The 15,985-nt window shown below is 57.4% G+C and carries 17 protein-coding genes; 15 read left to right on the forward strand and 2 right to left on the reverse strand.

Annotated features, from left to right (window positions below):
• Positions 1-8 precede the first annotated feature (8 nt).
• Together H5T64_01950 and H5T64_01955 are read right to left on the reverse strand one after the other, a co-directional pair.
• Positions 9-1,661, reverse strand: a complete 1,653-nt coding sequence (locus tag H5T64_01950) for an ABC transporter substrate-binding protein (protein MBC7263102.1) — start codon at positions 1,659-1,661, stop codon at positions 9-11.
• On the reverse strand, positions 1,658-3,442 hold the full coding sequence (locus H5T64_01955) for a HAMP domain-containing protein (GenBank protein MBC7263103.1): 1,785 nt from the start codon (positions 3,440-3,442) through the stop codon (positions 1,658-1,660). Before H5T64_01955 ends, H5T64_01950 begins: the two co-directional genes overlap by 4 nt.
• A gap of 412 nt (positions 3,443-3,854) precedes the next feature.
• Here H5T64_01955 and H5T64_01960 point away from each other — a divergent pair, with 412 nt between their 5' ends.
• The 15 genes from H5T64_01960 (at position 3,855) to H5T64_02030 (ending at position 15,973) form a co-directional block, all read left to right on the forward strand.
• Positions 3,855-4,628: a response regulator transcription factor gene (locus tag H5T64_01960; GenBank protein MBC7263104.1), complete on the forward strand. Its 774-nt coding sequence runs from the start codon at positions 3,855-3,857 to the stop codon at positions 4,626-4,628.
• Between the two features lie 210 nt (positions 4,629-4,838).
• Complete coding sequence (locus tag H5T64_01965) at positions 4,839-5,168, forward strand: hypothetical protein (GenBank protein ID MBC7263105.1); 330 nt, start codon at positions 4,839-4,841, stop codon at positions 5,166-5,168.
• 27 nt (positions 5,169-5,195) lie between these two features.
• Entirely contained in the window at positions 5,196-5,381 is a 186-nt protein-coding gene (locus H5T64_01970; protein ID MBC7263106.1) for a Flp family type IVb pilin, read from the forward strand.
• A 75-nt stretch (positions 5,382-5,456) separates the two neighbouring features.
• Positions 5,457-5,834 carry a pilus assembly protein gene (locus H5T64_01975; protein ID MBC7263107.1) on the forward strand — a complete coding sequence of 126 codons (378 nt, stop codon included), beginning with the start codon at positions 5,457-5,459 and terminating at the stop codon, positions 5,832-5,834.
• 16 nt (positions 5,835-5,850) lie between these two features.
• Positions 5,851-6,279 (forward strand): pilus assembly protein, encoded by a 429-nt coding sequence (locus H5T64_01980; GenBank protein ID MBC7263108.1) that lies wholly within the window; start codon positions 5,851-5,853, stop codon positions 6,277-6,279.
• A 30-nt stretch (positions 6,280-6,309) separates the two neighbouring features.
• On the forward strand, positions 6,310-7,227 hold the full coding sequence (locus H5T64_01985; protein ID MBC7263109.1) for a Tad domain-containing protein: 918 nt from the start codon (positions 6,310-6,312) through the stop codon (positions 7,225-7,227).
• 82 nt (positions 7,228-7,309) lie between these two features.
• Positions 7,310-8,218 (forward strand): Tad domain-containing protein, encoded by a 909-nt coding sequence (locus H5T64_01990; GenBank protein MBC7263110.1) that lies wholly within the window; start codon positions 7,310-7,312, stop codon positions 8,216-8,218.
• A 9-nt stretch (positions 8,219-8,227) separates the two neighbouring features.
• On the forward strand, positions 8,228-8,989 hold the full coding sequence (gene cpaB / locus H5T64_01995; protein ID MBC7263111.1) for a Flp pilus assembly protein CpaB: 762 nt from the start codon (positions 8,228-8,230) through the stop codon (positions 8,987-8,989).
• A 22-nt stretch (positions 8,990-9,011) separates the two neighbouring features.
• Positions 9,012-10,193, forward strand: a complete 1,182-nt coding sequence (locus tag H5T64_02000) for a response regulator (GenBank protein MBC7263112.1) — start codon at positions 9,012-9,014, stop codon at positions 10,191-10,193.
• Between the two features lie 13 nt (positions 10,194-10,206).
• On the forward strand, positions 10,207-10,923 hold the full coding sequence (locus H5T64_02005) for a prepilin peptidase (GenBank protein MBC7263113.1): 717 nt from the start codon (positions 10,207-10,209) through the stop codon (positions 10,921-10,923).
• A gap of 25 nt (positions 10,924-10,948) precedes the next feature.
• Complete coding sequence (locus H5T64_02010; protein ID MBC7263114.1) at positions 10,949-11,911, forward strand: type II secretion system F family protein; 963 nt, start codon at positions 10,949-10,951, stop codon at positions 11,909-11,911.
• A gap of 24 nt (positions 11,912-11,935) precedes the next feature.
• The gene (locus tag H5T64_02015; GenBank protein ID MBC7263115.1) at positions 11,936-12,862 is read left to right on the forward strand and encodes a type II secretion system F family protein; all 927 of its coding nucleotides are present in this window, start codon (positions 11,936-11,938) and stop codon (positions 12,860-12,862) included.
• Positions 12,863-12,900: 38 nt separating this feature from the next.
• On the forward strand, positions 12,901-14,223 hold the full coding sequence (locus H5T64_02020) for a tetratricopeptide repeat protein (protein ID MBC7263116.1): 1,323 nt from the start codon (positions 12,901-12,903) through the stop codon (positions 14,221-14,223).
• 158 nt (positions 14,224-14,381) lie between these two features.
• Positions 14,382-15,632: a CpaF family protein gene (locus H5T64_02025; GenBank protein ID MBC7263117.1), complete on the forward strand. Its 1,251-nt coding sequence runs from the start codon at positions 14,382-14,384 to the stop codon at positions 15,630-15,632.
• Positions 15,633-15,643: 11 nt separating this feature from the next.
• On the forward strand, positions 15,644-15,973 hold the full coding sequence (locus H5T64_02030) for a DUF192 domain-containing protein (GenBank protein ID MBC7263118.1): 330 nt from the start codon (positions 15,644-15,646) through the stop codon (positions 15,971-15,973).
• Positions 15,974-15,985: the final 12 nt, after the last annotated feature.

A 15,985-nucleotide genomic window follows, 5' to 3' on the forward strand; every position in this document is an offset into this window, starting at 1 on the left:
CCGGTGTGCTAAGGTTGGCGAAGCCAGATCCGCTCCGGATGGCGAAACGGTGGAATGCGGTTTACGTCGAATATGGCCTGATCCATCACCACCCGGTTGCTCACTGCAAAAATGGACATTGGATAGACCAATGGGATAATGGGCAGATCTTCCAACAAGGCACGCTCCAGATCTTTATAGATCACCCGACGCTGTTCTGCGTCTTGGGTGCTTTGGGCTCGGTCAAACAACCAGTCTACGCGCGGGTTCTCATAGTTCAGGACATTTTCACTGGCAGGTCCATGATAGATCCAGGCCGCATAGTTTCCCGGATCGGGTCCCAGCAATGACCAACACCCCAGGCAAAGGACAAAGTCCCCTTCTCGTATGGCCGATTCCGGGTCATTCACCCTTTGCACTGGGACATCAATGCCTACAGCGGCCAAATTCTCACGTACGAGATCGCCGATGGCGGAAGAGAAATAGTCTGCTCCTTGCAGTAGAGGCAGCCGCAAGGGCTGTTCATCCTTGTAGCGAAGGCCGTCACTGCGGCGTACCCACCCCGCTGATGCCAACAACCCGCGAGCCTTGTCGAGATCGTAGAGATACTGTGGCAATGTAGGATCATGAGGGACGTAGGTGAATACCGTCTGATTGAACACCGAATCGGCTGCTGTCGCGTAGCCTTGGAACACGCTCGCTACCAACGCTTGGCGATCAAGCGCTAAAGCGATGGCTTGGCGGACCCGTTTGTCTTGGAGAAGGGGATGTTGATTGTTCAGCCGAAGCTGCCACATCGTGTCCCAACTCTGCACCCGAACTGTTCCGCCTGTCCAATCTTTGAGTTTGGGGGTGAGTTCTGGCTTCAATAGGGCAATGTCCACTTGACCATCGCGCAGGGCAGAGAGGAGGGCGTCGTCGTCCGGTGGCATCCACAGGACAATGCGGTCGAGGTACGGTCGGCCGCGGAAATAATCGGCGTTTGCAGTCAGAGTGATGGCTTTCCCTGGCTCTAGGCCTTCTAATTTGAATGGACCCGTGCCGATGGGGTGAATTTCAAAATCGGCTGTTGAATTGCCTTTGCCTGCCAGGAGGTGGGCGGGCAGAATGGCCACGCCGATGTCGGGCACCAGCGTAGGCTGTGGCCGGCGCAAATGCACTTGCACGGTGTAGTCATCGAGGGCAGTGAAGAGGATGGGATCGCCATCCTGGAGGAAGCGTCCTCGGAACCTGGAGCCGCTGTTCGGGTCCTGTATCATGGCGAAGGTGAAGAGCACGTCCTGGGAAGTGAGAGGGACTCCATCGTGCCAGCGAACATCCCGCCGCAAATGAAACGTCCAGGTCAGCCCATCGTCCGACACATCCCAGCGCTCGGCTAGTTCGCCTGTGGTCTCTGTGCCCCATCCTTCGCCGCCCAATACCAGGGGGTTAAAAAGCAGATTGGTGATATACCATTCGCTCACTGTTTCGGTGGTCAGAGGGTTGAAGACGGTCGCCTCTGGCAAAGGGATGGCAATGGTCAGTGTACCACCCCAGAGAGCGGATTCGGGTGGGGTAGGGGTAGGCAGAAGGGCGGAAGCGGTGGGGCCCAATGGAGTATTGGTTTGCGGCGTGGAGCAAGAAATCAGCGCCATGCTTAATAGGAGGGCGAGACCGAGTCTGGTGTAGGGCCTATTCTTCATTGGTCGCCCCCTGGCGGGATGGGCATAACTACCGTCACAGTAGTGCCCTCGTTTGGGGCAGAGGCAATGGCCAGCGAGCCGCCAAACAATTGGGCGCGCTCATACATGCCGAGTAGGCCCAGACGGCCCGCCTCGGCCAGTTCGGCTGCCGTCTTCGGGGAGCGGAAGCCAATCCCATCGTCGGAAACTTGTAACTGCACCGTTTCCTCATCGTACACCAGGCGGATGACAGCGTGCTGCGCCTGCGCGTGTTTACAGACGTTGGTCAAACTCTCTTGAGCCAGCCGATAAAGGGTCAATTCTAATTCCGGAGTCAGCGAGCGCACATTACCCGATATTTGTACGGCCACCCGGAGTGAGTAGCGCTTTGCCATCTCCTCGGCCATGAGTTCCAAGGAACGGCCCAGGCCCAGTTCTTCCAATAACGGCGGGCGTAGGTCATGGGTGAACTGGCGGACGTCCTGTAATGCGTCATCTACTAAGTCGCGCAGGAGACGCAGTTCCTGGCGCAGACGCTGTGGATCATCAAGCATCTCTTCACAGGACTCGATCCGCCTCCCCAAGATCACCAGCGCCTGGGCGGTGTCATCATGTAGTTCGCGGGCGATACGTTTGCGCTCCTCTTCCTGGGCGTTCAAAATAGAGGCCAGATAGCGCTGGATGTCATCGCGATAGCGCTGCAACTGGCACACCATATCATTGAAAGACCTTCCTAGTTCCCGCACCTCGGCAGGACCGCCCACTGGCACGTCGGCCTGAAAATCACCATCGGCGACATGCCCCACGCGCTCCGCCAGGGCGCGCAGTGGCGCGGTGGCCCGCCTCGTGCCGGTAGCCAGGAGGACGATGGGTAATATCACGGTGAGTCCGAGTAAAGCGATTACCAGGCGCACGTAAGGCATCAGGGGGGCTATGATATCATCCCACTGCTCTTGAGTGACCAGACCCCATCCTTGCCAACTGGCATCGGCGAACACCAACCCCTTGGCGGACGTCATTTCCAACGGCGCATATCCCAGGACTATGCGACCTTCTGGCAGGTCTACCACTTGGGCTCCGGCCTGACCCGCTAACAATGCGGCCGTAGCCGGGTTGCCCCAGTTATCTGTGCCAATGCGACTTGCATCGGGATGCCAGAGAATACGACCGTCGCGGCCCACGAGATAGGCAAGGCCCCGCGTGCCAACCGGGACATCCTGCAGATAGCGGGCCAGATGTGGGCCCTGGAGATCGTAGGTGCCACAGACAATCCCCGCGAACTGTCCTTGGTAGTCAAAGATGGGCACGGCGATCACGATGCCCTGCCGCCCTTGGCCCAGGGGCAAGAGGTTGGAGCGCACAGGTTGATAACCGTCGCGAGCCCAGCGAAAATAGGGCAATGCATCCACCCGCCCACCCAGTTCTCCGCCGTCCGTAGCCACTACTTCGCCGGCGGCATTGACCACGCTGATGCAGTCAAAGTGCTGGCGCAGACCAAAACGGGCGCTCAGGGCCGCCTGTTGGCGCAATGCCTGGCCACTACGCACATCATCTGAGGCGGCGGTCTCATGGAGCAGTTCGACAGCCTGAACCATGTGATTGGCGACTTGCTGGGCTGCCAGCCTCACTAGTTCGGCGTCCCGTTGCTCGACGAGAGTTTGGAGCAGGCGGCTGTAGCCCAGGAAGCCAACCGCCACGATGGCCAATAGGCTGATAGCGACGGGCAAGATCGTGGAGAGGATCAGTTGTCCGCTCAGGCTGGAAAACCAGCGATACCTGAACGCGCGAGTTTCTTTTGACATTCGAGTGCATACTGGTTGGCAGGGACATGGATCAGCGGATCAGTATCGGATGAAAGATGGAATGGCCACAAGCAGATAATAGTATAGCCGCAATTGCCATTCCTGCCAAAGTCAATTTTTTCCACCTCCTCCTTGGGGGTCGTTTTCTAAAGAAAAACGGCTCCCTTTCTTGAAATCTTGGAAATCCCTTTCATTTCGCGCGAAAAGAACCGTAACTTCTTGACCTAAATCCCGTCATCGTAATTGCAAGTGTGATACTATTTTGTTACTAATTTGATGCCGATTTGACATTTTTGTGGGTTTTGCGTATAATTATATCGATACTCCTGGCGTTGATCGGCAATTCTGCCACCGGAGAAAACATTATAGCCAGTATCACACACTCAAACCCGCTCACACAGGAGGATCTCCTATGCCCGTCATCCTGCTCGTTGACAACGATACCATTGCCGCGCAGGTCACCGATCGCACCTTGAGGAAACTCAACTTCCATACCCTCGTCACCCAGGATGGGAAGGAAGCGCTTGGCCTGGCCCGCCGATACAAGCCCGATCTGGTCCTACTTGAGGTTCAACTGGCTGGACTGAACGGGATCGAACTGTGTCGTCAAATCCGGGATGATCCTCGCCTGGCGGATATCCCCGTTGTGTTCCTGAGTTATGGTGCACCGGCTGACAAAGTGGCCTGCTTCAAGGCCGGAGCCGACGATTACATCTCTAAGGACTGTTCCCCAGAGGAACTGGAGTGGCGACTTCGCTCTCTGCTGCGGCGCACGAATGGTCGTTCCCATCGCCGACGCCGCCGTCTCGCGGTGAACTCCCTGGTGCTCGATTGCCAGACTTATCAACTCCGTGTCGGCAAGACGACAGCGGTGCTCACCCCAACTGAGTTTGACCTCGTCTATTGCCTGATGAAACACGCCGGAGAGGTACTCTCGGCGCAAGAGTTGTTGCGAGAGGTCTGGGGGTATCCGCCTGGGGTAGGAGACCCGGCTTTGGTGCGTCAACACGTCCGCAACGTGCGTGCCAAAATCGAGCCGTGCCCGGCCAAGCCTATCTACCTACAAACGGTGTCGCGGCGAGGCTACACTATTACTTCACCGCCCCCTGCGACGAAACGCGGCCGAGTCCCTGCGCTCAGCCAGCCTGAATTCGCCCCAGGCCCACTTTGTCCCGCCCCGAATTGAGATATCGTCTATCGAAAGCCAGCCACATATTCCGCCCCTGCCCACTCAAGTCTGTTAACTGTATATATACCTAAAAGCATCTTATACGATACTTTTACGCTGCGTTCACCCATTGGAACAGCGTTGTATGCTACAATGTTGTTAGATTCTGAAAAATTTTGCCCTTTTCGCTTTGGATTACTCAGTTTGAGCAGCGAGACGGAGGACGTCGTGAACCAAGAGCTAAAGGTGATCTTGACGGCCAGGGAGGCGGCAGAGTACTTGCGCGTCAGCCTGTTCACTCTTAGCAAGATGGAGAAACTCGGCATGCTCTCTCCGGCCAGAACGCCCGGGGGACACCGCCGCTACACACTGGAGATGCTGAATGCCTACCTGGATGGGGGGAGCAATCACCAGAACGCGAACTCCACATCACTGCCTGGAGACGGCTCCCGCAAGGAGACGGCTCCTACCGGCGGAAATGATTCTCCCAACAAGGTTATAGCCACCCCTCCGGGAACGGCAGGGCGGTCCCACGATAGGCTCTCCGAAACCACGTAATTCGCTCTAGGAAGGAGGTGAAAAGAGATGTGGTACGCATTGCTCAACTGGCTGCGCAGGGAGGAAGGCCAGGATCTGACCGAGTATGCCCTGATCATCGGCCTGATCGTCGTCGTGGCCATCGCTGCGGTCGCACTCCTGGGTGGCAATGTTCAGAGCCTCCTCAATGCCGTAGCCGGAGCCCTCGGCGCTGCAACGAACAACGTGCCATAATGAGGGCGCAAGGGGGGTGGGGGGGGGGGACGTTCTGCCTTCCACCCCACTTCACCTAAGGTCGGAGGTGGCTTCGTGAAGGAAAAGCGTTCTAAGGGCCAGAGCCTGGTGGAGTGGGCACTGGTGCTGCCCCTCCTACTTCTCATTTTGCTCGCCATCTTTGACCTGGGAGGGGCGTTCGGTGACTACATTGCCCTGAGTGAAGCGGCCCGTCAGGGCGCTTACTACGGCTCCATGCACCCGACAGACTTGGCGGGCATCCGCCAGCGGGTGCGAGAGGAGGCGGCAGGCGCTGGATTGACCATCACCGATGCCGACATCACTATCACGGCAGGCGGAGCAGGCGAACCAATCCGCGTGTCTGTGGATTACGTTTACCATTCTATCACTACCTATGTGATCGGGAGCGGCCTGATCCCACTCCGGGCGACAGTGGAGATGGTAGTCTATTAGTACGGGAGATACAGAGGTGAACCTGAGGGGTGAGGAGTCTATCGGCTCGCGAACTAGGAGGGGAAGAGCCGTTCGTCAGAGGGGAGATAGCCTGGTCGAATTCGCGATCATCCTCCCCGTCTTGCTCCTCATCCTCATGGCCATTTTGGATTTCGGACGGGCAGCCTACGTCTACAATGTAGTGGCCAATGCCGCCCGCGAGGGGGCCCGGTACGCAATGGTCGCCCCCACGGACATCGCGGGCATTCAGAGCGCGGTGTGGAGCAAAACGCCAGGCCTCGACCCAGCCCATCTGGCGGTGGACATCTCGTATCCCGATGCCTCCACCGTGGCTGTGGAGGTCAGTTACGATTTTTACTTGGTGACCCCCATGCTGGCCACCGCATTAGGGGGCACGGATCATTTGCACTTGAGGAGCACCTCGAGAGCCTACATCAGTTTTTGAGGAGCCGGAGGTAGGATGGAGGGGGCGCCGGTGGACGAAGTCACAAGCGTTTCTGAAGCGCATCACCGCCAGCGGGGGCAGGTGTGGGTTTTCGTAGCCATCCTGATGTTGGTACTGCTCGGTATCCTGGCGGTGGCGTTAGATGGCAGCAATGCCTATCTCAATCGGCGCCAGGCACAGAACGCGGCCGATGCGGGGGCGCTGGCCGGGGCGCGGCTGCTGGCCCTGGGTGCCAGTCCAGCCGAGGTAGAGGCAGCGGCCACCGAGTATGCCGTACAGCGCAACGGAGCCGATTCGTGTCAGGTTACCATTCTCGGCAACACGGTGAGGGTGAGCACTACAAAGCGCACATCCACTTTCTTTGCTGGTGTGGTGGGCATTTCGGAGGTCGAGGCCCTGGCCGAAGCGGCGGCTACTTTCGGAGCCCCGGATAGCGCCGGTGGCCTGCGGCCCATTGCCATCAAGAATTTCCCGTATGTCTATGGGGAGGAATACGCCATCTGGGATGACAACCCAGATGAAGATCCAAATCCGGAGACCACCCACATCATCGCCGGCAGTTACCGCGGGTGGCTCAATCTGTCCTGTGCCTATCCTGCTTCGTGCAGCGTTGGCAGCGATGACCTCAAGGAGTGGATGGCAAACGGCTACCAGGGCACTGTGCAGGTGGGCTCATGGTTGCGCGGTGATCCTGGGACACGGGCCAGTGTTCTCAAACAGGCGCAGGTAGGAACCGAAGTGATCATCGCCGTGTACGACGATATTCGGAATCTGTACCCGGGCAAAGAGTATTACCACGTGATCAAATTCGCCGTCTTTCACATCACGGAGGTGAAAGCGACGGGGAACCCGAAATATATCGAAGGGCGTTTTATCCGGCACGTCCAGATGGGGAATCCCAGCGGAGGTCCGGATGGCGGTCTAAGGGTGGTGCGGCTCACAAAGTAGACAGTTCACAGACCACCAGATAGCAGAGCGGGCAGGGCAAGCCCGCAACGGAGAATGGCAGGCAACTGCGGAGGTGGTTCTTATGCGCACAATATCAGATTACCTAATGCGAGGAAGGAGAGGCCAGGTCTGGGTTTTTGTGGCCATATTGATGGTGTGTCTGCTGGGCATCCTGGCCCTGGCCATTGACGGGGGCAGTGCCTATTTGGCTCGGCGCCAGGCGCAGAACGCGGCCGATGCGGGGGCGCTGGCCGGGGCGCGGCTGCTGGCCCTGGGTGCCACCCCGGCCGAGGTGGAGGCGGTGGCCACCCAATATGCAGTGCAGCGCAACGGGGCCGATTCGTGCCAGGTTGCCATCGCCGGCGATACTGTAACGGTAACAGCGACTAAGCACATCGCGATGTACTTCGCGCCCATAGTGGGCATATCGGAAATGACCCCCTCCGCTCGGGCCAAGGCCCGTTACGGCGCCCCGCAGCAGGTGGATGGGTTGGCCCCCATTGCGGTGAAGGATTTCGCATACGCGCTTAATGAGATCTACACCATCTGGGACGACGATTCCATTGAGCCGGACCCGGAGACCACGCACGAGATCGCAGGTAGTTACCGAGGGTGGCTAAATCTGGGGTGTGTTTACCCGGCAAGTTGCAGCACGAGCAACGATGACCTGAAAAATTGGATGCTCAATGGCTATCCGGGCTTCATCCTTGCAGGCAGTTGGCTTTACGGCGACCCTGGAACGAGATCCAGTGCCATCCAGCAAGCCCAGGTGGGCCAAATCTTAAAGGTGGCAGTGTACGATAGCGTGCAGGAACTTTACCCCGGTAAGCCATACTTTCACATCAAGAAATTCGCCGTCTTTGAGGTCACCGAGGTGATCCCCACTGGTTTCCCTAAAGGTATTCGTGGCAAATTCATCCGCAGCGTGGATATCGGTGAATTGGGGGGCACATCCGACGGCGGTCTGCGGGTGGTCAAATTAGTGCAATAGGAGCGAGCGATGGGACAGCGAAAGGGTTGTCTTTGGATCACAGCAGGCATCATCACGGCACTCATCGCGGGCGTAACCGCTTTCGTTGTCGTGTTCCAAGCGACGGCACAGCGTCCAGCCACGCCCGAGATACCGATGACCGAGGTGGTGGTGGCGCGACGGAGCATAGCCCCCAGGACGGTCATTGACCTGGAGGCCATCGAGATGCGTTCGTTGCCGGCGGATTCAGTGCCTGAGGGCGCAGTGCAAAGTCTGGAGGAAGCCAACGGCAAGATGGCCATAGTTGGGCTCTCGCCGGGCGAAGTATTGCTCTCTCACCGGCTGGCGGACCCTACCAAGGCAGGCGCGAATGTGGCCATCGTGATGGACGAGGATCGGGTAGCCGTTGCCTTCCCGGTCAGCGACCTGATGAGCCGCATCGGTATGTTGCAGCCTGGCGATCGAGTCGACATCCTTTACTCTATCCTCATGAAACAGGATGAGGGGAGTGAAGGAGAACAAGTTACATTCGCCGCCTTGCAGAATGTAGAGGTGGCAGCGATCATTCGGCCGCCTGCCCCAGAGGGCTCCACACAGGCACAAGCACCATCGGCTCTTGTGTTCGCCCTCGACCCGCAAGATGCGTTGGTCTTGAAATACTTAGAGGATGCGGGAGGCATTGTGGACTTGGTTGTTCGCTCGCCGACCCGAGAGCAACCCTTCGACACGGTGCCCGTACATAAGGATTACCTGAGCGACCGTTATCGGATACGACTTCCCCAGAACCCTTGATGACGAATTGAGGCAATAAGCCATGGCTAAGCGGATATTACTCGTGGATGACGACCCACAAATATTGCAGACCGTGCCGCCAGCCCTTCAGGAAGCGGGCTACGAGGTGAGCACTTCTCCCAATGGCAGAAATGCACTGTTAACCATCCACCAAAGTTTGCCGGACTTGGTCATTGCGGGGGCCTTGTTGCCCGACGTGGATGGTCTCGAACTCTGTCGGCGCCTGCGTAGTTCCGGGGAGACAGCCCACGTGCCCGTGCTCATACTGGGCGCGGGAGCAGATGTAGAGGACAAGGTGGCTGCTTTTGAGGCTGGCGCAACCGACTATATGACAAAGCCTTTGGCTATAGAGGAACTGGTGGCGCGAGTCAATGCAGCCCTGCGTCGAAGGCCAGGACTGCAGGGTCGAGTGATCGCGTTCCTCGGATCCAAAGGCGGCGTGGGTACGACCACACTGGTCACCAATACCGCTGTGGCGCTTCGCAAGCGCACTAAGGGGCGGGTGATTTTGGCTGACACAAGCGTGCAACTGGGAGACGTAGGCATTTTCCTGAACCTGACTTCGCGTCGTACCATCGCTGACCTGGCACCACGTACAGGAGAACTTGACTCCGAGTTGGTCAGCGCTATGCTAACTGAGCATGCTTCTGGGGTGCGTGTCCTGTTGGGGGCTCCCTGGAACCCCGCAGCGAAAATGATCGACCCCATGCATTTGCGAAAAATCTTGGTCACCCTTCGTGATATGTGCGACTATTTGATCTTGGACACGTGGCCAGTCTTGGACCGCACCACGGTCTCCGTGTTGGAATTCAGTTACCGGGTGGTGTACGTCATCGCACCCGAGATGTCTTCTTTGCGCAACGCGCGGATCTTCCTGGATGCCGCTCCCGCCCTCGGGTGCCCTCAAGAGAGGATTATCCTGGCATTGAACCGCTATCCTCGCCGAGGGGGCATCCAGTTGCGAGAGATTGAGAAAGCGCTGCAGCGCAAGATCACGGTGCAGATTCCAGATGACGACGCGCTCGTTACCAGCGCGGCGAATCGGGGCGTGCCCGTGGTGATGAGCAGCCATCGCAGCCGAGTGGCAGCGGCTATTAATAACTTGGCTCTTTCTTTGATGGCAGAGGCCAAACCATCTGTGAGTCGTTCTGCGCCGCAGAAGGCGGTTGCACCCCAGCGCAAGCGTTTCTTTGGCTGGTTGTGAGCGGAGGTGCAAGGTGCTGTGGCCGTGCTGGGTAGCCCTAGGGTTGGTGTTGGGCAGCCTTATCAACTGGGTGGCGGATCATCTGGCGCAGCATTATCTTAGCCAGACTGATTCGCCATCGAAGACCACTGCTGCTCCACGACTGGACATTACCTCGCTGCGCGTGATTTGGCTATGGATGCAGCGTTCTACCGACTTCCGGGCGATCCCTAGGCTACAGCGCCGGCTCCTGGTGGAGTTGACTATCATCGCCGTTTGTGTGTATCTGTGGAGACAGTTCGGCGCTTCACCAGAGTTCGTTGCTCTCCTGGCCTATGCCGGCCTGTTTTCTGTGATCTTCGTAGTGGATGCGGAAACCGGCTTTGTCCCGAACCTGGTGCTCGGTGCTGGGGCGATCATCGCGTTGACTCTGCGTCTCGCCTATTCAGCGCTCCCGGTAAGCAGCGCACTCTTAGGGGCGGTGGTGGGTTTCACCTTGTTTCTGCCGCTGGCCCTGATCCGTAAGGGGGTTATGGGAGCTGGGGATATCAAATTGGCCGGACTCATCGGCCTTGTGGTAGGGTTCCCAGGTGTCATTACTGCGCTGGCTATGGGCGTGGTTCTGGGCGGCCTTGGTGCACTGATCCTCATGTTGAGTGGAGCCAAACGACGACATGACTACATGCCGTACGCACCATATTTGGCCGTAGGGTGTATGGTGACCTTGCTCCGGGGGGCAGCGATTTTCTGACTATGCGTCTGTAGGTGAGTGTAACATGGTGTGGATCGCAATCACAATCGGGGTCATGTTCCTCCTCTCTGTTTTGGCATTGTTCGTCGGTATCTGGCAGGTAGAACAGGGACAGGAGACCGCAGAGGCCAGATTGCGGGCTTACATAATAGAGTCCATCCGGCCCACGGTAACCCCTCGAGAACAAGGTTCATCTGGCAAGACCATTTTGGGCCGCCTGATTGCTCGTTTCAGGAGAAGCGGTGGCACCTCGGCTGTGGCTCGCTCCCTTGCCCTGGCCAATGTGCCCTTGAAAAGCCATGAGTTTTACCTGCTGCGAGTTGGTTGCGCACTGCTGGGCTTCGTGCTGGCTTTGGCCCTGACCAGACAGTGGCCTATCGCCATGGTGGCCGCCTTTCTGACTTCGTTTCTTCCGGAGATGTATGTGAGCAACAGACACAAGAAACGCCACCGTGCGTTCCAAGAGCAACTGGTGGATGTGCTCACCCTGATTGTGGGCTCTTTGCGGGGTGGCTACGGCCTCACCCAGGCGCTCTCTCTGGTAGCACAGGAGATGCCACCCCCAGCCTCGGAGGAATTCGGGCGCGTCGTCCGGGAAACAGCCCTGGGCCTTTCCACGGAGCAGGCGCTACTGAATCTGGCCCAACGAATGGAGAGTGACGACCTGGACCTGGTTGTTACTGCTATCAATATACAACGCACTACTGGCGGCAATCTAGCAGAAATCTTGGACACCATCATTGGAACCATCCGAGAACGGATCCGTTTGAAAGGTCAGTTGAAAGCCTTGACCGCCCAGCAGTCTCTCACTCGTTATATTCTGACTGGTCTGCCTGTTGCCTTGACCATGATCATGTATGTGCTGAATCCGGGGTATGTGAGTGGCATGTTCCAACCGGGATGGCCGATGCTCATCCCTATCGGAGCAGCTATATCGGTGGTGACAGGCTTCATCATTATGGGGAAGATAATGCAGATCGAGGCCTGAGTCATACGGAGAGAGGACGGTGCTGTGTTTGGAACGTCGTTCGTGATCAGCATTTTAGTAGCCGTAAGTGTTTTTCTGCTGCTTGTGGGACTCCGCCTAGGTCAGTCGGAAGAACCGCCTGCGGAGAGGCTGAAGCGCCTGAGCCAGGCCGAGGACCCTCTGACAGAGGTGGAGTTAACCAAGCCATTCTATCAGCGGGTACTCAAGCCATTTCTGACCCGGTATTTGCAAGCGCTCGGACGACTGGCACCCAAACGCAACATTGATAGTCTCCGACACGCGCTCGCTACCGCTGGCCACCCTTTTGATTTGGGGGCGATGGATTTCCTGGGGTTGAAAGTGCTGCTGACAGTCAGTGTCGGGTCGCTGGCGATGTTCATCCTCTTCGTCCGCCAACGTCTTTCCTTCGCGCCAATTGGTGCACTGCTGGCGGCAATGGTGGCGTTTTTGCTCCCCGACCTCTGGCTTCGTCTCCGGATCCGCAGCCGTAAGGCGGAGATAAGACGCTCGCTGCCCGATGCCTTGGATATGTTGACCATTTGTGTGGATGCTGGGGAAGGCTTCGACAGCGCCCTGCGCAAGATCAGCCAGAAGTGGAACAATGCACTGGCCATGGAATTCGGGAGGATAGTGGCCGAGATTGGGGTGGGGAGAACACGTCGCGAGGCTTTTCGGAACATGGCTCGCCGGGTAGATGTGGAGGAAGTATCCAGTTTCGTGGCCGTCCTTCTGCAGGCCGATCAGTTGGGGCTGAGCGTTTCCAGGGTGCTTCACGCTCAGTCGGAGCAGCTGAGAGTGAGGCGATGGCAGCAGGCAGAAGAACATGCTCGCCGGATACCCATCTTACTGCTGTTTCCGCTGATTTTCATGATCTTTCCGGCAGTGCTGGCGGTGACCATCGGGCCAGCCATTCCAGCCATCGTGGAAGCATTCGCTGAACTGGCGCACTGACATACTGTTGATCACGCGAAATTTGGAGAGAAAAACACGTGAACGAGACAACCTGGCAACCGGAAGAGGATCAGGCCTTTGTGAACGGGGTGCGGAGTTTGCAAAGGGGTGATTTCCAAACTGCGATCACGCTGTTCTCAGATCTCAGTAGCAAACACCCCGAGAATGAGGAGGTGCGCACCCTGCTGCAAGAGGCCCAGATGAAGATGTCACTGATAAGGTTCGACGCGCGCCGGGTCATCGCTTCGGACATACCGCGCTTTTTGAGGAAGTTGATTGTACTCCTGGCTGCAGTGGATGTGATATTGTACTTGACCGTGGCGATGACCACTTTTTACCAGCGGAACGTGGTACCACAGTCGCTGATAGTGCAAGCCGCCTCCGAGCAAAGAGACCTTCTTTCGCAGGCGGAGCGGTATATGGCATCTGGTGACTACACTAACGCGATCCAGACCTTCGAGACGCTGTTGCAAAAATATCCGGGACACACCGCCGCTCAAGAGGGCCTGGCCGCAGCAGAAAAGGCACAGAAATTGCAGTCTTTGTACACCCAAGCACTGCAAGAGCAAGAAGAGGGACGTTTGAGGGAAGCCCTGACGCATCTGCAAGAGATCGCGACTATCCAGAGTTTTTATCGCGATGTTGAACAGCGTATCACCGTCATCCAACAGCAACTGGTGCTGCAAGCCCTGATGGAACAAGCCCAAGGTGCTTATGAAGCGGCGGAGTGGGCTACACTGGCCACAATATGCCAAGAGATCCGCCAAGTGAACCCGGAGCACGAAAAGACGAAAGTGAACGATTGGCTTTTCGCAAGTTACCTGGGTCAAGGGCAAGGCAAAATTGCGATTGCGGGCACGGATATCTCGCTGGTTGAGGAGGCGCTGGACTTCTTTGAGAAAGCCCTGGTGCTGCGACCTCTCCATCCGGAAGCCTCGACCGAGCGCTATCTTGCCCAAGCGTACCTGGCTGCCTTGAAGTCATTGTCCGAAGGCCAGAACGAGCGAGCCGCGCAATTTCTGGAACGCGTTATCGGTCAGCGCACCGATTACGCGGGTGGCTGGGCCAGAAGGCTGTACCTGGAATCTTGCATCAAAGCGAGCGAGGACTACATAGGAACGGAAAATTATGAACTTGCAGTGTCTCTGCTTCGCAAAGCGTTGAGTATCGTCTCCGGCTCGGAGGAGGTGCAAAACTGGGAGGAGTTCCAGGAACAAGTAGCCTTGGGTGATGAATTGGTAGCCGAGGGATCTCTGAGCGAAGCGGTAGCGGCTTACCAGGCCGCAGTGGACCAAATTCGCATCGTGGGAACCATGGAGCACGCTTCTGACAACGGAGATTTCGGGTTGGCAGGGAGGTAACAGTGAGTTCGAAAGAGTGGGAAGGTTTGCCAATTATAGATATTGATGCGCTGGAGGTGGAACCAGAGCCCCTGGAGCAAAAAGGCGATGAGGATCTGGTGGGCGAATTCCCGCTGCCTGGCGAACGCGCAGGTGTTTTGGAGAAATTCAAAAATAGCGTGCGGGATGCGTTGCTGGCAGAATTGGATTCGCAGGTGGATTTGACCGACGAAAAGGCGGTCCATACGGCTCTGCGACGCGCCTATCCCACCGTACTTGAACATCAGGACATCGTCCTCAGCCGTTCGGAGCGGGTGCGCCTGTTCCAGCAGGTCGTGGCGGAGATCCTCGGCTACGGCCCCATCGAGCCGCTATTACATGACCATAGCGTGACCGAAATTATGGTGAACGGGCCCAAAGCCGTGTACGTGGAACGCAATGGCAAGATCTATAAGACCGACATCACTTTCGAAAATGAAGATCACGTGATGCGGATCATCGAGCGGATCGTTGGGCCTATCGGACGCCGAGTGGACGAGAGTTCGCCGATGGTAGATGCCCGACTGCCGGATGGCTCGCGCGTCAATGCCACTATCCCACCGCTCTCGCTCATCGGCCCGGTGCTGACCATCCGCAAGTTTGCGGTAATTCCCTATACAGACGAAGATCTGATTAGGTTCGGCACTATGAGCCGTGAGTTCGCTGAGTTTCTGAAGGCGTGTGTCAAAGCCCGGCTGAACATCTTGATCTCAGGTGGCACAGGCACAGGAAAGACTACTCTCCTCAACGTCGTCTCGGGTTATGTGCCCAACGACGAACGTATCATCACGATCGAGGACGCAGCGGAATTGCAACTCAAGCAGGAGCATGTGGTGCGCCTGGAAGCGCGTCCGCCAAATATCGAGGGCAAGGGTCAGGTGACAATTCGGGACCTGGTTATCAACGCCTTGCGTATGCGGCCTGACCGAATCATCGTTGGAGAGGTGCGCGGAGGAGAGGCCCTCGATATGTTGCAGGCGATGAACACCGGGCATGATGGTAGCCTAAGCACGCTTCACGCCAACGGACCCCGTGATGCTCTCAGGCGGTTGGAGACAATGGTGCTTATGTCGGGCATGCAATTGCCGCTGCGCGCCGTGCGGGAACAGATGGCCTCAGCCATTGATCTCATCGTTCATCTCGAGCGTCTCAAGGATGGATCGCGCCGGGTCGTGCAGGCCACAGAGGTAGAGGGTATGGAAGGCGATGCGGTCGTAACACAGGATATTTTCGCCTTTGAGATGAAAGGTATCCGCGATGGGCGCATTATCGGCGAATTAAAGCCTACTGGTATCCGCCCCAAGTTTGCGGAGAAGATGGAAGAGCGCGATGTACACCTCCCCGCGTCGATTTTCGGCTTCGATCTTGACCTAAGGGAGCGGCGGGAGTGAAAGCACGTAACGTGAGCAAAGACACGTGGTTGGTGAGCAATGGCCGCACCGCCTCCAGTTTTATGGAACGGCTGCGTGGACTGATCGGTACTGCTCCTCTGCGACCGGGTGAGGGACTGCTGCTCACGGGTTGCCGCTGGATACACACCTTCGGGATGACTTATCCGATCGACGCCATTTACTTTGCGAAAGACGGCCGAGTGGTGGGGCTGAGCAAGTCTCTATGGCCCGGACGCATTGGGCCTCGTGTAGGAGAAGCGGTTCACACACTGGAATTGCCCCAGGGAATTATAGAGGATAGCCAGACAGAAATAGGAGATATAGTGGAAATCTCGCCATAGGAGCAACCCATT

It is taken from the genome of Chloroflexota bacterium (assembly GCA_014360825.1).
Lineage (GTDB): Bacteria > Chloroflexota > Anaerolineae > UBA2200 > JACIWT01 > JACIWT01.